This is a genomic window from Halomonas sp. 113 (assembly GCF_904067645.1).
Taxonomy (GTDB): Bacteria; Pseudomonadota; Gammaproteobacteria; order Pseudomonadales; family Halomonadaceae; genus Vreelandella; species Vreelandella titanicae.
Genome location: NZ_LR881453.1, coordinates 4921139 through 4943941 on the forward strand (window position 1 = coordinate 4921139; position 22803 = coordinate 4943941).

Annotated in this window: 19 protein-coding genes; 11 read left to right on the forward strand and 8 right to left on the reverse strand. The window is 57.1% G+C overall.

Annotated elements, in window-relative coordinates:
- Window positions 1-56 precede the first annotated feature (56 nt).
- The 4 genes from YERSI8AC_RS22880 to YERSI8AC_RS22895 are packed head-to-tail and all read left to right on the forward strand — an operon-like array spanning window position 57 to window position 3857.
- Window positions 57-1025, forward strand: coding sequence for a metal ABC transporter solute-binding protein, Zn/Mn family (locus YERSI8AC_RS22880; protein ID WP_089691169.1), 969 nt, complete (start codon window positions 57-59; stop codon window positions 1023-1025).
- A gap of 22 nt (window positions 1026-1047) precedes the next feature.
- On the forward strand, window positions 1048-1830 hold the full coding sequence (locus YERSI8AC_RS22885) for a metal ABC transporter ATP-binding protein (RefSeq protein WP_089691170.1): 783 nt from the start codon (window positions 1048-1050) through the stop codon (window positions 1828-1830).
- A 3-nt stretch (window positions 1831-1833) separates the two neighbouring features.
- Window positions 1834-2940, forward strand: a complete 1107-nt coding sequence (locus tag YERSI8AC_RS22890) for a metal ABC transporter permease (RefSeq protein WP_159177684.1) — start codon at window positions 1834-1836, stop codon at window positions 2938-2940.
- Window positions 2937-3857, forward strand: coding sequence for a metal ABC transporter permease (locus tag YERSI8AC_RS22895; RefSeq protein WP_159177685.1), 921 nt, complete (start codon window positions 2937-2939; stop codon window positions 3855-3857). Before YERSI8AC_RS22890 ends, YERSI8AC_RS22895 begins: the two co-directional genes overlap by 4 nt.
- 64 nt (window positions 3858-3921) lie before the next feature.
- On the opposite strand, the gene YERSI8AC_RS22900 is transcribed toward YERSI8AC_RS22895, so the two are convergent.
- Complete coding sequence (locus YERSI8AC_RS22900; RefSeq protein WP_159177686.1) at window positions 3922-4539, reverse strand: TetR/AcrR family transcriptional regulator; 618 nt, start codon at window positions 4537-4539, stop codon at window positions 3922-3924.
- 234 nt (window positions 4540-4773) lie between these two features.
- Here YERSI8AC_RS22900 and YERSI8AC_RS22905 point away from each other — a divergent pair, with 234 nt between their 5' ends.
- The 7 genes from YERSI8AC_RS22905 (at window position 4774) to YERSI8AC_RS22935 (ending at window position 14326) form a co-directional block, all read left to right on the forward strand.
- Window positions 4774-6576: an ABC transporter ATP-binding protein gene (locus YERSI8AC_RS22905; RefSeq protein WP_159177687.1), complete on the forward strand. Its 1803-nt coding sequence runs from the start codon at window positions 4774-4776 to the stop codon at window positions 6574-6576.
- On the forward strand, window positions 6570-8339 hold the full coding sequence (locus YERSI8AC_RS22910; protein WP_159177688.1) for an ABC transporter ATP-binding protein: 1770 nt from the start codon (window positions 6570-6572) through the stop codon (window positions 8337-8339). The genes YERSI8AC_RS22905 and YERSI8AC_RS22910 overlap by 7 nt, the downstream gene beginning before the upstream one ends.
- Window positions 8339-9283, forward strand: a complete 945-nt coding sequence (locus YERSI8AC_RS22915; protein ID WP_159177689.1) for an ABC transporter permease — start codon at window positions 8339-8341, stop codon at window positions 9281-9283. Before YERSI8AC_RS22910 ends, YERSI8AC_RS22915 begins: the two co-directional genes overlap by 1 nt.
- Window positions 9280-10227, forward strand: a complete 948-nt coding sequence (locus YERSI8AC_RS22920) for an iron chelate uptake ABC transporter family permease subunit (RefSeq protein ID WP_159177690.1) — start codon at window positions 9280-9282, stop codon at window positions 10225-10227. The genes YERSI8AC_RS22915 and YERSI8AC_RS22920 overlap by 4 nt, the downstream gene beginning before the upstream one ends.
- Window positions 10224-11000 (forward strand): iron ABC transporter ATP-binding protein, encoded by a 777-nt coding sequence (locus tag YERSI8AC_RS22925; protein ID WP_159177691.1) that lies wholly within the window; start codon window positions 10224-10226, stop codon window positions 10998-11000. The genes YERSI8AC_RS22920 and YERSI8AC_RS22925 overlap by 4 nt, the downstream gene beginning before the upstream one ends.
- Window positions 10997-11968 (forward strand): siderophore ABC transporter substrate-binding protein, encoded by a 972-nt coding sequence (locus YERSI8AC_RS22930; RefSeq protein ID WP_159177692.1) that lies wholly within the window; start codon window positions 10997-10999, stop codon window positions 11966-11968. Before YERSI8AC_RS22925 ends, YERSI8AC_RS22930 begins: the two co-directional genes overlap by 4 nt.
- A 132-nt stretch (window positions 11969-12100) precedes the next feature.
- The gene (locus YERSI8AC_RS22935) at window positions 12101-14326 is read left to right on the forward strand and encodes a TonB-dependent receptor (RefSeq protein WP_159177693.1); all 2226 of its coding nucleotides are present in this window, start codon (window positions 12101-12103) and stop codon (window positions 14324-14326) included.
- Between the two features lie 109 nt (window positions 14327-14435).
- Here the strand turns inward: YERSI8AC_RS22935 and urtE are convergent, their stop codons facing one another.
- The 7 genes from urtE to YERSI8AC_RS22970 all read right to left on the reverse strand — a co-directional run bounded on the left by urtE (window position 14436) and on the right by YERSI8AC_RS22970 (window position 22731).
- Window positions 14436-15143 carry an urea ABC transporter ATP-binding subunit UrtE gene (urtE, locus tag YERSI8AC_RS22940; protein ID WP_159177694.1) on the reverse strand — a complete coding sequence of 236 codons (708 nt, stop codon included), beginning with the start codon at window positions 15141-15143 and terminating at the stop codon, window positions 14436-14438.
- Window positions 15143-15979, reverse strand: a complete 837-nt coding sequence (urtD, locus tag YERSI8AC_RS22945) for an urea ABC transporter ATP-binding protein UrtD (RefSeq protein ID WP_133731832.1) — start codon at window positions 15977-15979, stop codon at window positions 15143-15145. The genes urtE and urtD overlap by 1 nt, the downstream gene beginning before the upstream one ends.
- Window positions 15976-17145 (reverse strand): urea ABC transporter permease subunit UrtC, encoded by a 1170-nt coding sequence (urtC, locus tag YERSI8AC_RS22950; protein WP_159177695.1) that lies wholly within the window; start codon window positions 17143-17145, stop codon window positions 15976-15978. The genes urtD and urtC overlap by 4 nt, the downstream gene beginning before the upstream one ends.
- Before the next feature lie 3 nt (window positions 17146-17148).
- Window positions 17149-18762, reverse strand: a complete 1614-nt coding sequence (gene urtB, locus YERSI8AC_RS22955) for an urea ABC transporter permease subunit UrtB (RefSeq protein WP_089691172.1) — start codon at window positions 18760-18762, stop codon at window positions 17149-17151.
- A 105-nt stretch (window positions 18763-18867) separates the two neighbouring features.
- On the reverse strand, window positions 18868-20229 hold the full coding sequence (gene urtA, locus YERSI8AC_RS22960; RefSeq protein WP_009286163.1) for an urea ABC transporter substrate-binding protein: 1362 nt from the start codon (window positions 20227-20229) through the stop codon (window positions 18868-18870).
- Between the two features lie 462 nt (window positions 20230-20691).
- Window positions 20692-22194 carry a tripartite tricarboxylate transporter permease gene (locus YERSI8AC_RS22965; protein WP_009286164.1) on the reverse strand — a complete coding sequence of 501 codons (1503 nt, stop codon included), beginning with the start codon at window positions 22192-22194 and terminating at the stop codon, window positions 20692-20694.
- Window positions 22195-22248: 54 nt separating this feature from the next.
- Window positions 22249-22731: a tripartite tricarboxylate transporter TctB family protein gene (locus YERSI8AC_RS22970; protein ID WP_022521342.1), complete on the reverse strand. Its 483-nt coding sequence runs from the start codon at window positions 22729-22731 to the stop codon at window positions 22249-22251.
- Window positions 22732-22803: the final 72 nt, after the last annotated feature.

Consider the following 22803-nt stretch of genomic DNA (forward strand, 5'->3'; position numbering starts at 1 on the left):
AGTTTACACAAAGCAGTTTCAGCCCATCTACCTCATGACGAGTCTGGAGCTAAATAATGGCAACAAAATATGCCGTGATTCTATTGGGAACGCTGCCTTTTAGTGCGTTGGCAACTGCCGATGAAACGCCCTTAAACGTGGTGGCAACGATTGGGATGATTGCAGATGTAGCGCAGGAAGTAGGCGGCGAATGCGTTAATGTGGAAGCCATGATGGGCCCCGGCGTAGACCCCCACCTGTATCAGGCAAGCGCTAGCGACGTGGCCTTGCTGCGGGGCGCCGAACACATTCTCTATTCAGGCTACTCATTGGAAGGGCAGCTGGGGAGTGTGCTGGAGAATTTCTCGGCACGAACACCCACGCTTGCCGTGGCGCCCGCTTCCATTGATCCGGCGTCGTTGATCACCGCTCAGGATGTCTACGGAGTCGACCCTCACCTGTGGATGGATGTCTCTTTATGGGCCCAAACACTGCCCACCCTAAGCGATGCATTGAGCGAAGCACGCCCTGAGTGCGCCACGACGATTGAAACCAATACCGAGCGTTATCAGGCTCAGTTGCTAGCCTTGCATGAGTGGATTAAAGAGAGCATTGCCAGCATCCCCGAAGAGCAGCGTATTCTTGTCACCGCCCACGACGCTTTCAGCTACTTTGGTCGTGCCTATGACATTGAAGTGGAAGGGATTCAGGGCATCAGTACCGAAACCGAAACCGGGATCGCCGATATTCGCAGCATGGCGGATAGCGTTGTTGCCCGTAACGTGCCCGCCATATTTGTCGAGAGCACCATCAATCCACGCACCATTCAGGCAGTGATCGATGCAGCAAGGCAGCGCGGCCATGATGTGACCATCGGCGGCCAGCTTTATTCCGACGCCATGGGCGATGAAGGCACGGTAGATGGTACCTACATGGGCATGATCTACCGTAACACCCAGCACATTGTCGAGGCGCTAGGCGGTTCCTTGGCCCCGCTGCCAAAGGCACTGGATGACTGGGCCAGCGAGTGGCAACTCGCTCAATAAGCATTCGATAAGGCAGTGATCCATGGCGACATCCGACCTTACAGACACCGCACTGAGTATTAAAAACCTGACGGTGAGCTACCATAACCAGCCCGTGCTTTGGGATATCGATCTGGATATCCCCGCCGGTGTCATGGCGGGCATTGTCGGCCCTAACGGGGCGGGCAAGAGCACGTTGATCAAAAGCCTCCTGGGGCTGGTGCCGTCGCTGTCAGGCGAGGTGATGGTGCATGGGCGGCCTTACGCCACGCAGCGTAAACGGGTGGGCTACGTGCCCCAGCGCTCAAGCGTTGACTGGGATTTTCCCACCACTGCACTGGATGTGGTCACCATGGGGCTTTACGGGCGTTTAGGTTGGCTCAAAAGACCGGGGCGAAAAGAGCGCCACGAGGCGCAGGAAGCACTTGAGATGGTCGGTATGAGTGCCTTGGCTGAGCGCCAGATTAGCCAGCTCTCAGGTGGCCAGCAGCAGCGCGTATTTTTGGCCCGTGCGCTGGTGCAGCAAGCCGATGTGTATTTTCTTGATGAACCCATGGCGGGCGTCGATGCCACCACCGAGCGGGCCATTATCGATATCCTGCGCCGCCTGCGCGACGCGGGCAAAACGCTAATTGTGGTACACCACGATCTGCAAACGGTTCGCACCTACTTTGACTGGCTACTGCTACTCAACGTGCGAGTCATCGCCAGCGGCAAGGCCGAGGAGGTGTTCAAGATCGATCACCTGCGCCAGGCTTACGGCGGCCAAATCGCGCTACTTAACGACAATGAATCGTTAATGTTTTCCGCCTCAAAGGTGAAGTAACCCATGGTGTGGCTTGAGCTTTTATCTGACTACACCTTTCAGAATGTAGTCATTGGCGCCTCGCTGCTGGGGCTGATCAGCGGCCCGCTGGGCTGTTTTGCGGTGCTGCGTCGCCAAAGCCTGCTGGGAGACGCAATTTCCCACGCAGCCCTTCCCGGCATCTGTTTAAGCTTTATCATCACCGGCAGCCGGGATATTGGCGGGATTATTATTGGTTCACTGATCACCGGCTCCGCCGCCGCGCTGATTATGCTGATGCTAACGCGCTTAAGCCGCCTGAAAACTGACGCAGCCCTGGGCGCCTGCCTGAGTATCTTTTTTGCCGTGGGTATCGTTCTGCTCACCTATATACAGAGTACCAATAACGCCTCCCAGGGCGGTCTTGAGGCCTTTCTGTTCGGTCAGGCCGCCGCGACGCTGCGCTCCGATTTATGGGTGATGGGCAGCATTACGCTGGTTACGCTGCTGCTGCTTGCCGTCTTCTGGAAACAGGCCAAGCTGGTCACCTTTGATGCGGAGTACGCCCGCACGCTCGGCATGCCTATCACCGTGATTGAAGCATCGCTCACCGCTATGGTTGCGCTAGCAGTCGTCGTCGGCCTGCAGATGGTCGGTGTGATTTTGATGGCCGCCATGATCGTGGCACCCGCGGCCGCCGCGCGGCAGTGGAGCCGCCACCTTGGCGGCATGCTCACCATCGCCGCAGGCGTCGGTATTGTCAGTGGTGTTTCAGGGGCGACCATAAGCACCCTATCGCGTGGCCTGGCAACCGGCCCGCTGATTGTCCTTACCGCAACCGCCATCGTGCTTATATCGTTGGCCTTGGCGCCCGGCCGTGGGCTGCTGTGGGGTGTGATAAAGCACTATCGCCAGAAGTCAGCGCTGCAGCAACAGCAGCTACTTTATGCACTATATAAACACTCGGCCGATCCCTCATGCGCCCCTTCAACACTCGGCTCACGCAGGATGCTCAACAAGCTTAAGCAGCAAGGCTACCTAACCCACTCTCCACGCAGCGCCACCCTAAGCAACGCTTGCTGGGGGCTGACGGCGCAAGGCCAGGCAGAGGCGAGAAAAGTGGTCGCGGCCTTTGAGGAGCTAGCCACATGATAGCAGAGCTACTCACCACCACCGCCCTGCCCATTATTCTAGTGGGCGCCATGGTGGGCATCGCCTCTTCAGCGGTGGGCACCTTTTTAGTGCTGCGCGGCAACAGCATGTTATCCGACGCAATCAGCCACTCGATTGTGTTTGGCATCGTCATCGTCTGGCTGCTGACCAAGCAACAGAGCGGGCCGATACAACTGATTGGGGCCGCCCTCACCGGGCTGTTAACCGTCCTGCTCACCGAAGCCTTAGCGAGCACCAAACGGGTCAAGCAGGATACCGCTATCGGCCTGGTCTTCCCGGCGCTGTTCTCTATCGGCGTGCTGCTGTTGAATATTTATGCCAATGATGTGCATATCGACACGCATACTGTGCTGCTCGGTGAGATCGGTTTTGTGTGGCTGGATACACTCGACATCTTCGGCCTGCCCATCCCCCAGGCGCTGGTATCGATGAGCGTGATGACGCTGCTCAACTACGCGTTTATCGGACTCTTTTATAAGGAGCTGAAGCTGGCCACCTTCGATCCGGCGCTGGCCAAAACGTTTGGTTTTATGCCCTCGATCCTTTTCTATGTGCTGCTAATGCTCACAAGCTCCACTGCCGTGGCGGCCTTTGATGCGGTAGGCGCGGTGCTGTTTATCGCCTTTGCCATTGTTCCCGCCTCCGCCGCCTATTTGCTGACCGACCGGCTGTGGATGATGTTTATCATCGGTGCGCTAATTTCTATCGCCTCAAGTATTTCTGGCTACTACCTCGCCGTGTATCTCAACGTCTCCATTGGCGGCATGATGGCCGTCATGACCGGCGTATTCCTGCTGCTCGCCTTTCTGGCGGGGCCACGCTACGGCGTGATTACCCAACGGGTCAAACGCCAACGGGCACGCCAGGCGCCGGTGGAGCCGCCTTCATTGTTTTGAAAGGCTAAACGTCAGCACCAGGGCGCCACTTGCAACGACGAAGATGCACGCTTTTATGAAGGCCCTAGCCACGTGAACGTTCGTTCAGTATTAATAGCGCACCCGTAATAAGCGCTCGCATACCTTCCTCTAATTCCGCCTCCATTTCGACCTCCTCCAGGCCGCGGTTAGCCTCCTCGACAGGCTCTTTCCCCACTACCGAATAAATCGTATCGGCGACGGAAAAGCATTGAAAAGCTATCGTCGCCAGAAGCCAGCGAGCCTGCTCCTGGGAGATATCATACACCTCCGCAATATGGTTTTGATGTGCACGAATTTTTTCAATCATGGGCTGAGTGGCAGCCAAGCGACGAATCACATAGGGCGTTAATCCTGGGTGAGCTTTGACAAACTCGCGTATCGAGGCGGCAAAAGTGAATAGATACTCTTTCAATTCCCCGGGCGCATCATTGGAAGCCCGCGGAATTTTCCAACGTTGAAATATCTCTTCGGCCACTAAGCACTTCAGCGCCTTTAAATTGGGCACATGCTTATAAAGCGCCATATGGCTGATGCCTAGCGCGCTGGCCACCCCAACAAAGGTGATGTTGGGTAGGCCAATTTCGACCCCCGCATTCGCAATACGCTCAAGCGTGATGGTAGGCGGCCGCCCCCGTGTTTTAACTGGCTGTTGCGTTGTCATATTGCGTCCTTGATCACTAACTAACCTTATCTAGCCATTCACTCCCCGTAGGGTCAATTAGTCGATTGACAAGCAATTATATTAATTAGTTTATTGCCATGAAACTAATTATCTATTAGCCTACTTAAACGCGACTAATTCTCGTTACAGCTCGCTGCTACGCAGACTCTTCCATTAGATACTGCCGAGAGCACGCAGGCTCGATCACCCCCTATGGCCGAGTACTAACGTTTCATGAGCACGCACGACACATCGATACCCCTAGGTAAGAGCCCCATCAGCCAAGTATTGGCCCCTATACGTACACGGCTTTTTGCCGCGGCAATGCTAGCAGGCATCGGCACCATATTAACGATGATGCCTCTCGCCGGTATAGCGCATATCGCCAAGCTTCTTATATCTGCCCCAGACACCGCCTGGGAGTTATCAACCGCCAATGTGCGTGAAATCGGCTGGGTGGTAGCCGCCAGTGTCGTGAGTGTCTTCATCGGCATGGGGTGCATGTTCCTAGGCGAACTGGTGGCGCATCTGGCGGATAACCGACTGACCTACCATCTACGCCTGGCTGTTCTGCGGCGCTTGTCCCTGGCGCCGCTCGGCTGGTTTACCAGCCGAGCATCCGGCGACGTCAAGCAAGCGATACAGGACGATATTGCGACGCTGCACAGCCTGACCGCGCACTTTTACACGGCGGTAGGACGAGCAATTGGCGCCTTACTGATCTCGGTGATTTACCTGGTCGCACTGGATTGGAAAATCGCCGTGATTACGTTGCTGCCCTTGCCCGGTTTCTTTCTTTTCCTGCACCGACTCATGCAAGCCAGCAAAGCCAATACGGGTGAGTTTGTCACGCAGCTTGAGCGCATGAATAACGCCATCAATGAATTTGTCTGCGGTATTCCCGTGGTCAAGGCGTTTGGTACGACCGGGCAAGCCTATCGAGGCTACCAACAGGCAGTGGATAGCTTTGCCCATTCATTTGAGCGTTTTACCCGCCCTCTGGTCGCTTCGATGGCGCATGTCCATGCCATGGTGACGCCGGTGACAATATTGGGACTGGCGCTCACCTTCGGCACTTTATCCGTTGCCAACGGCTGGGCAGAACCTGTCGATATAGTGCCGTTCATTCTGGTGGCACCGGGCATCTGCGCCCCGTTACTGCTGCTGCATACCTTACTGCACGACTTAGGCAGTGCCGTTGGCGCCGCCCAACGCGTAGTGGCACTGCTTGAAACGCCAGTGCTGCCCTCCATACCCGTCGATGAGTGCCAGCTCCCAGATGGCCATGAAGTTCGCTTCGAAAACGTAAGTTACACCTATGACAACGCGCAAAACGGGCTGTCGAACCTTCACTTTACGCTTGCCCCTGGCAGCATGACGGCGATTGTCGGTCCATCGGGGGCGGGCAAATCAACCCTGGCACGACTGCTGCTGCGCTTTTTTGACCCCACCCACGGGCGCATTACGTTAGGCGGAGTGGATCTGCGTCATCTCGAGATGTCAACGCTCTACCAGCGTATCGGTTTTGTTCTGCAGGACGTGCGCCTCATCCATGCCAGCCTTCGCGACAACATTGCGTTGGGCCGACCTTCGGCCAGCCAGCAGGAAATCGAGGAGGCCGCTCGCGCGGCGAATATTCACGAGCGTATTGCAGCACTACCTCACGGTTACCAATCGGTTGTTGGCGAAGATATCCAGCTGTCAGGCGGCGAGCAGCAGCGTGTCAGTATTGCCCGCGCCATGTTACTTGACCCTCCCCTATTGGTGCTTGACGAAGCGACAGCAGCGCTTGACGCCAGCAGCGAGCTGGCCATTCAGCAGGCACTGTCGCGTTTAACCCAGGGACGCACGCTTGTGATTATTTCGCATCGCCTCGAGACGATCGTGCACGCCGATCACATTCTGGTACTCGATGGCGGCACGGTCGCTGAACAAGGCGATCACGATCATCTGCTTGCCAGAGGTGGCCTTTATGCTCGCCTTTGGGCACTGGAAAAGAACACGACCTCACTGGAAGCGAAGGTGGCAGCGTGCTGAAAATACTCAATCAACTGCTTGGCGACGACACCACGCTCTTGCGTCGCTATCTCGGGCTGGCCATCGCCTATGGCGTGCTAAGCGGCCTGACCATCCTGGCCCTTGTTCCGCTACTCAATTACCTGCTGATCGGCCAACTCAGCGTGGCCACCGCCTGGCTGGCAGCGCTACTGTGCGGCATTCTGCTCTGTTGGGGCTTGCGTTGGCACGTGGAACAGGCGGGCATCCGTGTCGGCGTAGCCATCTTGCAGTCGGGCCGCCATCGCCTTGGCGAACACGTGGCTCATCTGCCGGTCGGCTGGTTTACCGCGACGCATACCGCACGCCTTAGCCATGTCACCACGCAGGGTATGATGGCGGTGGCTCAGCTCCCTGCCCACGTCTTTACACCGGTGATCAGCGGGCTTGTCACGCCTATCGTCATCCTTGCCGCGCTGTTGGTGTTGCACGCACCGTTGGGCTTGGCGGCGCTGGTCGCGCTGCCACTGCTTGTGGGGGTTTTATTCCTCACCGCCAAGCTTGCCCGACATGCCGACAGCGCCTTTCAGCAACACTTTGCCGAGACCAGTCAGCGCATGGTCGAGTTCGCCAGTGCCCAGGCGGTATTACGCGCCTTTAGTGGCAAAAACCACAGCACGCGCTTCTTGGAACAGGCCATGGAAAAACAGCACCGCTCGGGAACAAGGCTGGCTTGCCTCTCGGCACTTTCGGCGCTGCTCAATGCCTGGGCAGTGCAGGCAGTCTTTGCCGTGCTGCTGATCGTAACGGCCATGTGGATCAATTCGCTTCTGGAAGAATCGCTGACGGCGTCGAGCATCACCAGCGTCATCGTGGCGTTGATGCTGGTCAGCCGCTTCGTCGAACCGCTGTTGGACGTCGCTCAACATAGCGACATTTTGCGCAGTGCAAAGGGCCAGCTCGAGGCGATACAGGCGATTTTCGACGCTGAACCCTTAGCCGAGCCAACGGCTCCTCAGCCACCCCGCGATGCCTCCATTGAATTGCGAGCTGTGCGTTTTCGCTATGCGCCGCATGAGCCCGACGTGCTCAACGGGGTGAGCCTGTCTATCACGCCTGGCAGCATGACCGCCTTGATCGGCGAGTCAGGCTCGGGCAAGACCACCCTGGCGCGACTAGTGGCGAGGTTTTTCGATGCCGATCACGGTAGTGTTTTAGTCGGCGGTGTGGACGTGCGCTCTATGTCAAGCGCCCAGCTTGCGGATCACGTAAGCCAGATCTTCCAGGAGAGCTACCTGTTTGCCGGCAGCATTGCTGACAATATTCGCTTTGGACGCCCCGCAGCCAGCGATGCCGAACTGATGAATGCAGCGCGTTTGGCCGGTGTCATCGAAATCGTCGAACGCCTGCCCCAAGGCTTGGACACCCCGGTGGGCGAAGGCGGCACTCGCCTTTCCGGCGGCGAGCGCCAGCGTATCGCCATCGCCCGAGCACTGATCAAGGATGCGCCCATTCTACTGGTGGATGAAGCGACTGCCGCACTGGATGCGGAAAATCAGGCCATCATTACCCAGACGCTGGTTCGCCTGAGAGGCAAACGTACTCTATTGGTGATCGCCCACCAACTCTCAACTGTGGGCATGGCTGACCAGATCATCGTGCTGGATGACGGACACATCATTGAGCAAGGCGCGCCCGATGAGTTACTCGCTCGGCAGGGGCGGTACGCCACGTTTCTTGACCAGCGTCAGACCGCCAACGGGTGGCGCATCACCGCGAATAAAACGGGGGAAACCGCCTCGTGATGCGCGTATATCTGCCTTGCCTGTTTGTATTGCTTTGCGGGCTATCGTTACTGGTAGGTGCGCGGCAGATGAGCGGGTACCAACTAGTCACCCTGTCAGATGATGCTTGGTTGACGCTGACGGCCAGCCGACTGCCGCGTCTTATCACGGTGTCATTGACCGGTGTGGGCCTATCGATTTGCGGTGTGATTCTCCAGCATATCGTACGAAACAAGTTCGTGGAGCCAGCCACCTCGGGCGGCCTTGATGCCGCAAAACTGGGCATTCTCGTATCGCTGCCCCTCATGCCGACGGCGGGCGCTGGCTCCCGGATGCTGGCCGCCCTGCTGTTCTGCTTCGCTGCGAATGTTGTCTTTATCGCTATCGTTCGCCGCATCAAGTTCACCAACACGGTACTGATTCCCGTCATCGGTTTGATGTACGGCGGCGTGCTAAGCGCTCTAGCCGAGTTCTACGCCTACCGCCATAACATCCTGCAAAGCATGCAGGGCTGGCTGCTGGGTGATTTTTCGAAGATCGTCCAGGGTCATTACGAAATTATCTACCTTATTCTGCCGGTCGTTGTACTCACCTACCTCTACGCGCATCGTTTCACGGTACTGGGCATGGGCGAAGAGATGGCGACGAGTTTAGGCGTGAACTACCTCGTCACCGCCGCCATTGGGCTGATGCTGGTGGCCATTACCGTCTCGGTCACGGTCATCACCGTGGGTGCCATCCCCTTTGTCGGGTTAGTGATTCCCAATCTGGTGGCGCTCTACTACGGCGATAACCTGGCTCGCACTCTACCCGCCGTGGCGCTGTCGGGTGCGACCCTGCTGCTGGCCTGCGACATTGTGGGCCGGCTGCTGATCTATCCCTTTGAAGTGCCCATCGGCTTAACGACGGCTTGCGTCGGGGGAATACTGTTTCTGGTCTTGATTGTCGGGAGAACACAACGATGACGGTCAAGACTCGCCACACCGTTTGGATAGCCGTGGTCGCTCTTGCGCTCGCTTTTGTCTTCGTGCGCTCCGGTTTCGACTTCGCGTATGTGATTCCGAAACGGCTCGAGCGGTTGGCCACCATGGTGATCGGCGGCATCTGTGTCGCCTGGTCTGCCATTACATTTCAAAGTCTTACCGGCAATCGGATCTTAACGCCTGCCATCATGGGCTACGAGGCTGTCTATCTGCTGTTTCAGGCCCTGTTGATGCTGATCCTGGGCACCCGCAGCCTGTTGGTGCTCGGCGAGCACGGCAACGTCGCCCTGTCTATCCTGCTGATGCTGGGCTACTCCTGGACACTGCATCGCTGGCTGTTTAAAGACGGCAGAGACAATGTCTATTTCCTGTTGCTGGTGGGGTTGGTACTGACCATGGTCATTACCACCTTCACCCAGTTTGTTCAGCTCAAGATGAGCCCAGGCGAATTTTCCATTCTGATGGGGTACAGCCAAGCCTCTTTCGGTCACGCCAGTGCCACACAACTGCTCTACGCCACGCTGATCGTGGCCACGCTTTGCCTGGTGGGGTTAAAAAGCCTCCCAATGCTCGATGTGCTCTTGTTGGGCAGAGAGCAGGCCATATCACTGGGCATCGATTATCGACGCTGCGTGCAGCGCCAGCTCTTGCTGATCGCTGCGCTGGTGGCAGTATCGACCAGCCTGCTTGGCCCGACGGCATTCATGGGTATTTTCGTGGCTAATACGGCCTATGCGCTTGCCGGGACTTACCGCCACCGGGTCACGCTGCCGTTGGGTTGTGCCATCGCCATCGCCCTTTTCATCCTCGCCCAACTGCTGGTCGAACATATCTTCAACTACACAACCACCGTCGGCATCCTCGTCAACCTTGTGTGTGGGGCTTACTTCCTGTCGCTGATGGTGCGTAAGCGAGGCGCAGCATGATCACGGTTCACGACCTGCATAAAACCTACGGCGGCCGTTCGGTGCTATCGGCGGTCAATCTATGCTTTCCATCAGGGCAGTTAACGTCCTTGGTGGGCCCTAATGGCGCGGGCAAGACGACGCTGCTGATGATGCTGGCGAGACTGCTTAAGCCCTCTGGGGGGGAGATTCGGCTCGATGGCTCCCAGGTAACGCGCATTCCCATCGGCCAGTATGCCAAGCAGGTGGCCACCCTGCGCCAGACGCCTGAGTTCAACCTACGCCTGACCGTTGAGGAGTTGGTTGCCTTTGGCCGCTTTCCCTATAGCCGTGGCACGCTCACTCGGCATGACCATCGTGTGATTGACGACGCCCTGGCGTTTCTATCGCTGACGGCACTACGCGGCGCTTATCTAAACGAGCTCAGCGGCGGCCAGCGCCAGATGGCGTTTTTGGCCATGACCATTGCCCAGCAAACCGATTACCTGCTGCTCGACGAGCCTCTGAATAACCTCGATATCAAGCATGCCGTTCAGATCATGCAGGCACTTCGCCGCCTCTGCGACGAGCAGGGACGAACGGTCATCCTGGTTGTTCATGACATCAACTTCGCCGCCAACTACTCCGATTACATCGTCGCCATGAAGAACGGGGCGGTGCACTGCGATGGCAACGTCTCCGATGTGATCACCGAACGGCGCTTGAGTGAGCTTTACGGACTGACGTTCGACATCGCCCATAACGAACGCGGCTATCTATGTAATTACTTCAAGCCCTCAGGAAACCTGGAATGAAACGATCTCTCAACAACCGCTTGGCACGCTTTCTCCCACTCGCCTTGGTGGCGTTGCTACAAGGGTGCGATCAACCTTCAGCCAATGATATGCCCGCCCAGGAGGCCATGACGCCGCTGACGATTCACCACGCGCTGGGCAGCACCGTGATCAATCACCGTCCACAACGAGTAGCGGCACTAGACATGAATGAAGTCGACTTTCTGGATCAGTTGGACGTTCCCGTGGTGGGCATGCCAAAGGACTTTATTCCCCATTTTCTGGAGAAGTATCGAGACAACCCGACGATTGAAGACCTGGGCGCCATCGTACGCCCTAACCTTGAGCGAGTGCATCGAGCTCACCCTGATCTCATTCTTATGACGTCATTACAGGCCAACGACTATGACGAGCTGACTCAGATCGCACCTACGCTGCACTTCGACGTGGATTACCGCAACAGTCAGACCAACCACATTGAAGTAGTCATAGATCATCTCATGGATCTTGGGCAGATCTTTGGCAAACAGGAATTGGCCCGTCAGCGGGCAGCCGAGCTGGTTCATACCGTCGAGGAGGTCCGGCGTGTTACCCAGGGCCGCCCTGAGAAAGCCCTTATCCTGCTGCATAATAATGGTGCCTTCCACTCCTTTGGCGTGCAGTCACGCTACGGCTTTATCTTCACTGAGTTCGGCGTAGCCCCCGCCGCCCCCGACATCGATACCGGCCTGCACGGCCAGCCGGTCTCTAGCGAATTCATCCAGCAGGCCGACCCCGACATCATCTATGTCGTGGATCGTACTGCCGTGATGGAGCACCGGCCCACCATGAGTGCCGACAGTCTGGCCAACCCCCTGTTACGCCAAACTAACGCCTGGCGAAATGACCGGGTGGTCTTTGTCGACCCCGAAGCCTGGTATGTCACCGCCGCCAGCGTCAGCGCTCTGGCGATCATCGCGGATGACATTATCGACGGATACCGGCACTAGCAGCCCAAAGCACCAAAGCACTAAAGCACTAAAGCACCTAAAAAACGCTTTCATTGACTGCTTCATTGCGCCTTTTAACAGGCGCTCAATTGAAGCGGTGTAGTTCCTCTGTGTTTAAAAATGGAGATCGACATGCCCTTACGTTGCCACCACCGCCCCCTACAGCCGACGAGAGCACTACATTGCGCCTCTTGCTCAAACCCTTTATCGCTCGTCAGGAGCGCCTTTCCGCTGGCGCTGAGCGCGAGTGCTGCCTTGCTGCTCTCCTCACACGCTCTCGCACAGACCCAGGAGACCGAGACACGCAGCACCTCCATTCTGGCCCCCATCACCGTACATGGAGAAGCGACATCCGTTAACGATACGTATGCCGGCGGCCAAGTCACCTACAGCAACCGGGCGGGTTTCCTGGGTAATAAAGACTTTATGGAGACGCCTTTCAATACCATCAGCTATACGGATCGCTTTATCCAGGATCAACAAGCTCAGAATATTACCGATGTGATCGCAGCGACGGATCCGAGTGTCTTCAGCAACGGCGTCACCAGTGCCTGGAGCGAAACCTACGCAATACGTGGTTTTGATGCCAGTACACGCGACGTAACATTCGGCGGCCTGGCCGGGATGGCACCCTACTACCGTACGTCCCCAGAAATGTTCGAACGTATCGAGGTGCTCAAGGGGCCTTCGGCACTACTCAACGGGATGCCGCCAGGTGGCTCCGTTGGCGGTGCCATTAACCTGGTTACCAAGCGGGCGGGTGATGAACCGCTGACGCGTTTCACCACCACGTACATGTCCGACGTTCAGTTTGGCGGGCACCTTGATGTCGGCCGACGCCTGGGAGACGACCAGCAGTTTGGCGTTCGCTTTAACGGCGTATACCGCGACGGCGAGGGTGCTGTGGATAACCAGGAACCCAGGGTTCAAATGGGCGCTCTGGGGCTGGACTGGCGCGGTGAGCAAGCGCGACTGTCAGCTGACTTGTACAGTGCAGACGACCATATCGATGGCCCCGTTCGAGGTATCAACCTGGCCCCCGGCCTGGCAGTTCCAACGCCTCCCGACTCCAATACCTTGATCAATCCGGACTGGGCCTTTGCCGACACTCGCGACAAGGGCGCCATATTGCGTGGCGAATTCGACTTTACCGACGAGATCATGGGGTACGCGTCTATGGGTCGAAGTGAAACGAACTACACCTACAACGGTGCCATGTCATCCTTGGTGCTTGATGATCAAGGCAACTATCGCACAAGCATTGGTCAGCTCGCCTTCGATGTCGAAAAAACATCGGCGGAAGTCGGGCTTCGCGGCCATTTCCAGACCGGCGCCGTCAGCCACGTCATTAGCGTCAATGCCACCCACTACGAACATGAGCAGCATGACTACGGCCGCAGAACTGTCCCCGGTGCGGACTGGATCACCAACCTATACGATCCGCAGTGGGGCGCCGCTGCAGACTTCATCACGCCGCACATCATGCATACCGAGCTACGCTTGAACAGCTACGGCTTGGCGGACACGCTCTCGTTTGCCGATGATCGCCTACAGCTGACGCTCGGCGCCCGACGCCAGGAGGTGGTGAGCGATGCCTACAGCGTGGCGACCGGCGAACGTATCTCCCGCTATGATGAAAGCGCGGTCACCCCCGCTGCCGCACTACTCTTCAGAGCCACCGACCAGGTATCGCTCTACGCCAACTATATCGAAGGACTCAGTCAGGGGGCCACGGCGCCTATGACTGCCGCCAATGCAGGCGAAGTATTCGAGCCTTACAAGACCAAACAGAACGAGATTGGCGTGAAACTTGATCTGGGTGATTTTTCACACACGCTTAGCCTGTATGAAATCAAGCGGCCCAGCAGCTACACCGACCTGGAAACCAATATCTTCTCGTTTGGTGGCGAGCAGCGAAACCGAGGAATGGAGTGGAGCTTCTTCGGCAGCCCCCTCAGCAACCTGCGTCTAATGGGAGGCATCGCCTATGTCGATCCAGAAATCACCCGCGCCGCGAGCGATGAAGAGCAAGGTCATCAGGCAACCGGCGTACCAGATCTGCAAGCCAAGCTAGGCACTGAATGGGATCTGCCCGCAGCACCAGGGCTGACACTGACCGCTAATGCCACCGCAATGTCGGAGCAGTACATTAATAGTGACAACTCCCTATCAGTACCCGGACACACTATTTATGACGTTGGCGCACGCTACACCTCTAACCTTTCCGGCTATCCGCTTACACTGCGTGCCACTGTTAACAATGTGACCGATAAAACGTACTGGGCAATGCCGCAACTCTCAAGCCTAGCCTTAGGCGCCCCCCGCACCTTTTTGTTCTCGGCCTCCCTAGACTTCTAGACAGCTGTCACAAACGGTGCTTTTGCCCTAACGCCTAATGTGTTTTTCACTACTAGGCCAATCAACATACACCACCTACTCCAGCCGAGCAGGCGTAGGTGGGGATAACTTAAACCGTCAAATGCTGCTTGATCAGCTCATTAGATAGTTCGCTGATCTCGCCCTTGGCCACTGGTCGGCCGCGATCCATAATCACAAAGCGGTCAGCGTATTTACGGGCAAAGGGTAGCTTCTGCTCCACCAATAGCACCGTTAGGCCATCCTCTTTAATCAACTGACGGATCACCTGGCCAATCTGGGCGACGATGTTGGGCTGAATGCCCTCCCCCGGTTCATCAAGAATCAGCAGCTTAGGCTCGATGACCAGAGCGCGGCCAATCGCCAGCTGTTGCTGCTGGCCACCGGATAAGTCGCCGCCACGGCGGTGTTTCATCTCTTTGAGTACCGGGAACAGCTCATAGACCCGCTCGGGGATCTTTTTCAGCCCGTCGCTGCGGGCGGCAAGGCCAGTACGCAGGTTTTCTTCCACGGTGAGCAGCGGGAATATCTGCCGCCCCTGAGGCACGTAGCCAATACCCAGCCGCGAGCGGGCCTCAACGGCTTTTTTGGTAAGCTCGATGTCACCTGCTTCAGTGGCATAGCGCAACTCGCCGCTTTTCACCGCCACCTCACCCATCACGGCTTTCAGTAGCGTGGTTTTGCCCACGCCGTTGCGCCCCATCACACAGGTGCACTGACCGGTGGGCACTTCAAGGTCAAGATCCCACAGCGTGTGGCTTTCGCCGTAAAACTGGTTGAGCTTTTCGATCGCTAGCATCAGGCGGCCTCCTCGTCGTCAGCACCCAGGTAGACCTCGATTACTTTGGGGTCGCTGGAGACTTGATCCATGGTGCCTTCCGCCAGCACGCTGCCCTGGTGCAGTACGGTCACCTGGCGGGCAATGGAGCGTACAAAGCCCATATCATGCTCCACCACCACCACGGACTGTTTACCGGCCAGCCCGGTGAGCAACTCGGCAGTGCGCTCCATCTCCTGCTCGGTCATGCCCGCCACCGGCTCATCCACCAGCAGTAGACGCGGGCGCTGCATCAGCAGCATGCCGATCTCCAGCCACTGCTTCTGGCCGTGGGAAAGAATACCCGCGGGCTGATGACGCAGCTCCGTCAGGCCGATCGTTTCCAGCACTTCGTTAATACGGTCTTTGATCTCGCCGGTCATGCGGGCGGTCAGGGTAGGAAAAATCCGCTTGTCCGCCGCCATGGCCAGCTCCAGATTTTCAAACACCGAGAGCGCTTCGAATACCGTGGGCTTTTGAAACTTGCGGCCAATGCCCAGGCTGGCGATGTCGGGTTCGTTCATGTGCAGCAGGTTATGGCGACTGCCGAACCACACGCTGCCGCTGGTGGGGCGGGTTTTGCCGGTAATGATATCCATCATGGTGGTTTTACCCGCCCCGTTGGGGCCGATAATGCAACGCAGCTCTCCGTCATTGATGGTCAGGTTAAGATTATTGATGGCTTTAAAACCATCGAAGCTGACAGTGACATCTTCCATATAAAGAATCGGCCCGTGGCGAACGTCCACCGGTGAGGCTTGGGGCGCCATAAAATCGAAAACCCGGTCACGCTGGGACAGCGATTGCAGCAAACTCATGCGGAGGCCTCCTTGGACGTGTGTTGATGATCAGGGTTAGCCGAATCGTCGCGCTTGCGACGCTTGAGGTAGCGAAACAGCCCCGCTACCCCCTTGGGCAGAAACACTGTGACCAGTACAAACATCGCACCTAATGCAAACAGCCAGGCATCAGGCATGACGCCGGTAAAGATGGTTTTGGCATAGTTAACCAAAATGGCACCAATCACTGCGCCATAGAGTGTGGCGCGACCGCCCAGTGCGACCCACAGCACAATCTCGATGGAGAAAATCGGCGAGAACTCGCTGGGGTTGATAATCCCCACTTGCGGCACGTAGAGCGCCCCCGCCAGGCCTGCGAGCATCGCCGAGACCACAAACACAAACAGCTGAAAGCGCTCGACCCGATAACCGAGAAAGCGCGTACGCGCTTCGGCATCCCGAGTGGCCACGCTGACCCGCCCCAGCTTGCTGGTCACAATCGCACGGCACAGGATATACCCCAGCGCCAGCGCAACGCCGGTGACCAGGAACAACCCTAGGCGCGTGGCATCGCTGCGCAGGTCAAAACCGACGATTTCGCGGAAGTCAGTCAGGCCGTTATTACCGCCGAAGCCCATCTCGTTGCGGAAGAAAGCCAGCATCAAGGCAAAGGTCAGTGCCTGGGTGATAATCGACAGATATACCCCGGTGACCCGTGAGCGAAACGCCAAGAAGCCGAACACTAACGCCAGCAGCCCCGGCGCCAGCAGAACCATGGCAAAGGCGAACCAAGCCATATCGAAACCGTGCCAGAACCACGGCAGACTGTCCCAGTTCAGGAACACCATAAAGTCGGGCAGCACCGGGTGGCCGTAGGTACCGCGATCGCCAATCTGGCGCATCAGGTACATGCCCATGGCGTAACCGCCAATGGCGAAAAAGGCGCCGTGGCCGAGGCTCAAAATGCCCAGATAGCCCCACACCAGATCCACCGCCACGGCCAGCAACGCGTAGCTTAGGTACTTACCGAACAGGTTGACCGTATAGGCACCCACATGCAGTGGGTTATCCGGCGGCACTGCCACGTGCAGGATGGTGACCAGCGCCAGCGCGGCCAGTAGCACGCCGAGAAAAATCTGCGTAGAGCGCTCGCTGAATGGGCGTGTTAGCCAAAAATTCGTCGATGATTCGGTCGTTAAAGACATCGTTTAGCCCTCCGCAGCCCGGCCCTTCTGCGGGAAGAGTCCACGCGGGCGTTTCTGAATGAATAGGATAATAAAGACCAACACGATAATTTTGGCCAACACCGCGCCTGCCCAGGGTTCCAGCACCTGGTTAATGACCCCCAGCGATAGCCCGGCCACCAGCGTGCCCCACAGGTTACCCACGCCGCCGAACACCACCACCATGAAGGAGTCGATGATGTAGTTCTGCCCCAGGTTGGGGCCGACGTTGGTGAGCTGGGAGAGCGCAACTCCGGCAAGCCCGGCTACGCCGGAACCCAGCGCGAAGGTCATGATATCCACACGAGTTGCGCGAATGCCCATAGAGCGAGCCATGGCGCGATTTTGGGTCACCGCACGCACCTCAAGCCCCAGCCGCGTGCGACGCATAATCAGCATCAGCCCGGCAAACACCACCAGCGCAAAGCCGAGCACGTACATGCGGTTAAGCGTTAATGACAACGCATCATTCACCACTAGCGAACCACTCATCCACTCGGGGGTGATGACGGTACGGTTAAGCGGTGAAATCACCGTGCGCACCAGCTGCTGCAGAATCAGGCTGATACCAAAGGTCGCCAGCAGCGTCTCCAGCGGACGGCCTTTGAGGAACTGGATAACACCGCGCTCGATCGCCACACCCGCCAGAGCAGCGACCATAAAGCCCGCGGGAATCGATAGAATCAACGCCAGCCCAGGCTGGCCGGGCAGCAGTTGCTGCATCGCCCAGGTGGTGTAGGCGCCCAGCATCATCAGCTCGCCGTGGGCCATGTTGATCACGCCCATGACCCCGAAGGTGATCGCCAGACCAATGGCAGCTAGCACCAGCACTGAGCCGAGGCTCAAGCCGAAATAGAGCGTTTCCAGACCACGATTGATTTTGAGTTGCTGCTCAATGCCCGCCAGAGAAGCGGCAGCGGCATTGGCGACGACGGGATCATCGCTATTGGCTGCCCGGCTCAATGCCACGCGGGAACGGGGGTGTAGGCTGCCGTCCAGCGCTTCGACCCCAGCCATTTCGCCCGCTTCTGCGCGGTAGATCGCCACGGCCTGGGTCAGCCGGTAACGCACCTGCTCGTCCTCTTCCTGTTCGATCAAGTCGTCGAGAGTGGGCACCAGCTCACCATCTACTTCCCCTAACAGGCGCTCGGCCGAGGTGCGGCGGCGCTCCACATTAGGCGAGTAAAGGTCAACTACCGCGATGGCACTGCGCAACTGATTACGCAGGTTGTTGTTGATGCCGATACGCTCCAGATCACGACGGGACATCTCGCCCAGCGCTTCGCCGGTTAGGACATCGGCCACCGGCCAGTCGCGGCCGCGGTTCTCTAGCACCAGCACGAACCGGCCGTCTTCGGTGCGCTGCAAGCGGCCATCCAGCAAGGCCTGCAACCAGTCTCGGGCGCGTTCGTCGTCGCTTTGCAAAATCGCGGTGATAGCTTCGCCTTTGGCGGCGTAAGACTCAACGTCCAGCGCCTCCAACAGTTCGAGCGCGGCCGCATCGTCGGCAGTATTCGTGGAGCTCGTTTGTGCTTGGGCGGTCACTGTGATGCTTAACAACAGTAGGCACAGCAGCCCTAAGGAAAGGAAACGCCTCATGGGGTTCTTCCTTTGGTTATCTAAAGAGGGGGAGTTAGCGTGCTCCCTCGCCACTTGGGCTTCAGCCTAGGGACGAGGGATCAGTATTACTCACTACAGGAGCTTTTACTCAGCGAGCGCCGCTTCGGCTTCTTCTGCTGCGGTGCTGCCACCGCACGAGCCGTTCACGACGTTGAAGTTGCCGCACTCCATCGGCTTGCGCCAATCGGCAATCAGGTCACGGGAGCCAGGCAGGTAGTCAGACCAGGCGTCGCCCGCCACGGTAGACGGCGTCTGCCAAACGATATCGAACTGACCGTTGTCCTGAATCTCACCGATCAGCACCGGCTTGGTGATGTGGTGGTTGGGCATCATGGCTGCATAACCGCCGGAAAGGTTAGGCACGGTCACACCGATAATGGCGTCTTTCACCGTATCGACGTCCGTGGTGCCTGCTTTGCGAACCGCTTCGGCCCACATGTTGAAGCCGATGTAGTGCGCTTCCATTGGGTCGTTGGTCACGGCCATATCGTCGCCGGTGTACTCAATCCAGGCATCGATAAAGTCGTAGTTGTCATCGTTATCGACGCTCATGAAGTAGTTCCAGGCGGCCAAGTGGCCCACCAATGGCCCGGTATCAATACCGGTAAGCTCCTGCTCGCCCACAGAGAAGGCGATGACCGGAATATCGGCAGCGTCGATACCCTGGTTGGAGAGCTCGGTATAGAACGGCACGTTGGCGTCGCCGTTAACCGTCGAGATTACGGCGGTCGGTTTACCCTCTTCACCGAAGCGGCGAATTTCTGCCACGATGTTCTGCCAATCGGAGTGACCGAACGGCGTGTAGTTGACCATGATGTCCTCATCCGCGATGCCGTGTTCATCCTTGAGGAAGGCTTCAAGGATACGGTTAGTGGTCCGCGGATAGACATAGTCAGTACCCACTAGTGCAAAGCGCTCGATACCGACTTCGTTGATAAGGTATTCAACCGCAGGAATCGCCTGCTGGTTAGGCGCTGCGCCGGTGTAGAAGACGTTTTCAGAAGACTCTTCGCCTTCATACTGCACCGGGTAGAACAGCAGCCCGTTGAGCTCCTCTACGACGGGCAGTACGGATTTACGCGAAACCGACGTCCAGTTGCCGAAAATCACGTCCACTTCTTCCTGGTCTAGTAGCTCCCGGGCGCGTTCGGCAAACAGCGGCCAGTTAGACGCGGGATCAACCACCACGGCTTCTAACTGACGGCCGAGCAAACCACCGGCTTCGTTCTGCTGCTCAATAAGCATTTCGACGGTGTCTTTGAGGACGGTCTCACTAATCGCCATGGTGCCGGAAAGCGAGTGCAGGATACCGACTTTGATCGGGTCATCGTCTTGGGCGATGGCTTGGGTGCTGGCCCCCATGATGGCAGCGGTGAGTAAAGCGGTCGCGAAACGGCCACTTGAAAGGAAGGGGCGAGGGTGTGTCGAGCGTTTGAGAGTGTTCATTGTTAATCTCCTTGCACCCCTTATGGCTGGGGTTTGTTATGACCGAGGCTTGATGATTGGCTTCGCACTTGGGGTTGTTGTGTTAGCTCCCCCAATACGTCCACTAGCCATTACGTTCACTAGCCAATAACTCTTGCAAGGGATGCGCCAGATTGGCACAAAGTTGCCTTATAGCTATTTAATCAGCCACTTAATAATCATCACAAAATCTCAAAACTCACTACATGCACCAAAATAAAGCGCATTAACGCTGCTGAAGCACCCTCTCAATGCACCAATAAAAGACAGTGCACCAACTAGGTACTTGAACTTTTTAAACACAAAGCATTAACGCATTAGTTACTCATTGGTTACAAAACCACTCTTTATTATTAGTTAAAAAAGTAGATAAGAAAGTGCAGATAAAAAAAGGAGCCTTGGCATCACCAAGGCTCCTTGCTATTCACCCTTTAAGTAGTGGCGTTAAACAGCCACGTCGGGTGGAATTTTCTTACGGCGTTTTTTCAGTAACGGCAGACCAAGCGACAGCAAGGCGACGACCAGTAGGCCAAGCGAGATAGGCTTGTCGATAAAGGTCATCCAGTCGCCACCGGAGATCTGCAGCGCGCGACGCAAGGACTCTTCCATAATGTTGCCCAGAATCAGCGCTAAAATCAGCGGCGCCGCGGGGAAACCAAACAGGCGCATACCCAGGCCCACCAGGCCAAAACCGAGCAGCAGCAACAGATCAAACACACTGAAGCTCATGCCGTAGACGCCGATCATGCAGAAGATCAAAATCAGCGACAGCAGTAGCGGCTTGGGCAGATCAAGAATCTTGGCGATCAGCGGTATCAACGGCAGGTTAAGCACCAGCAGGAAGATATTACCGATATACATACTGGCAACCACGCCCCAGAACACGTCCGGACGCTCTGTCAGCATCATTGGGCCGGGATTGACCCCCATGACCAGCAGGGCACCCAGCAGTACTGCGGTGGTACCCGAACCCGGTACACCCAGCGTCAACAGCGGCACAAAGGAGCCGGTACAGGCGGCGTTGTTGGCCGCTTCCGGCGCGGCCACGCCTTTGATATTGCCCTGCCCAAAGGTGTCGCCATCTTTGGCAATGCGTTTTTCCATGCTGTAACCCAGGAACGAACCAATGGTCGCGCCAGCCCCCGGCAGAACGCCGGTGAAGAAGCCCAACACCGAGCTGCGGCCAACGGGGCCAGCGATCTCTTTGACTTCGCTACGAGTCAGTTTCAGCGAGCCAATCGCATTACGCGGCGCCTCTTTGCCACCACCGCCGCGCAGCAGCATGTAGAACACCTCGGCAAGCGCAAAAATCCCCAGCGCCACCACCAGGAAGTCGATACCGTCGAGAAGCTGAACGGAGCCGAAGGTAAAACGCTCGGTACCGGTCTGCATATCGATACCCACAATCGAGATAATTACCCCCACCACGGCGGCAATCAGCCCCTTGATCAGCGATTTATCCGACAGCGAGACCACGGCGGTTAAGCCCAGCACCATCAGTGCAAAGTACTCGGAAGGGCCAAAGCTTACGGCCACTTTGGAAAGCAGCGGAGCCACCAGCATCAAGAAAATAACCGATACCGTACCGCCCACAAATGACGAGTAGGCGGCAATCGCCAGCGCTTTACCCGCCAGACCTTTTTTGGCCATCGGGTAGCCGTCAAAGGAGGTTGCTACGGTACCCGCAACGCCGGGGGCGTTGAGCAGAATCGAGGAAGTAGAGCCACCGAAGATGGCGCCGTAGTAAACCCCTGCCATCAGGATCAAACCCGACGAGGGTTCCATGGCAAAGGTGATAGGAATCATCAGGGCAAGTGCACTGATAGGGCCAAGGCCCGGCAGCATGCCGATAATGGTGCCAGCAAATACACCGGCAAATACGTAGGCAATATTGATTGGCTCAAGCGCGATGCCAAAGCCGTACATCAAATTATTGAAGGCATCCATGGGAATTACTCTCTTAAGAACTGCTAGCGGAAAGACCTGCTAACAAGGCTTTGTTTAGAAAGGCAGCAAGCCAGTGGGCAGGTAAACATCCATCACCTTCGTCATGGTCAGGTAGAGCGCCAGCACTACCCCCAGCGACGTAGCGAGGTTGACCCCATGGCGGCGATAGCCGTAGTAGGCCGTCAATCCAACGCAGAGCAGCGTAGAAGCAAGTACAAAACCCAGCGGCACCAGCAATAGCGCGTAGGCGGCAATCGCCAACGAAGTCACGATGACCCGCGCCCAGGGCGTCAGTAGCAGCGGCCCGTGCTGCGCCTCTTCGTCGACTTCATCGGCACCGGCTATCGGGGTGGGTTTCTCAAAAAATAGAAACACCGACAGGATCAGTAGCGAGAAGCCTAATACTTTAGGAAACAGGTCAGAATCGACCGGGCGCGGCAGAGGAAAGGTAGGGATCTGCCACGCCATCGCGATATAGCCAACAGCCAATACCGCAAACACCAGTGCTAACCACTGATTGGTATTTAAACGAGTCATAGGAATCTCTCCGAAGGAGCCAACACGTCTCCCGCGGTTAACGCATATTGTTAACCGCGGGAGACGCCCAGC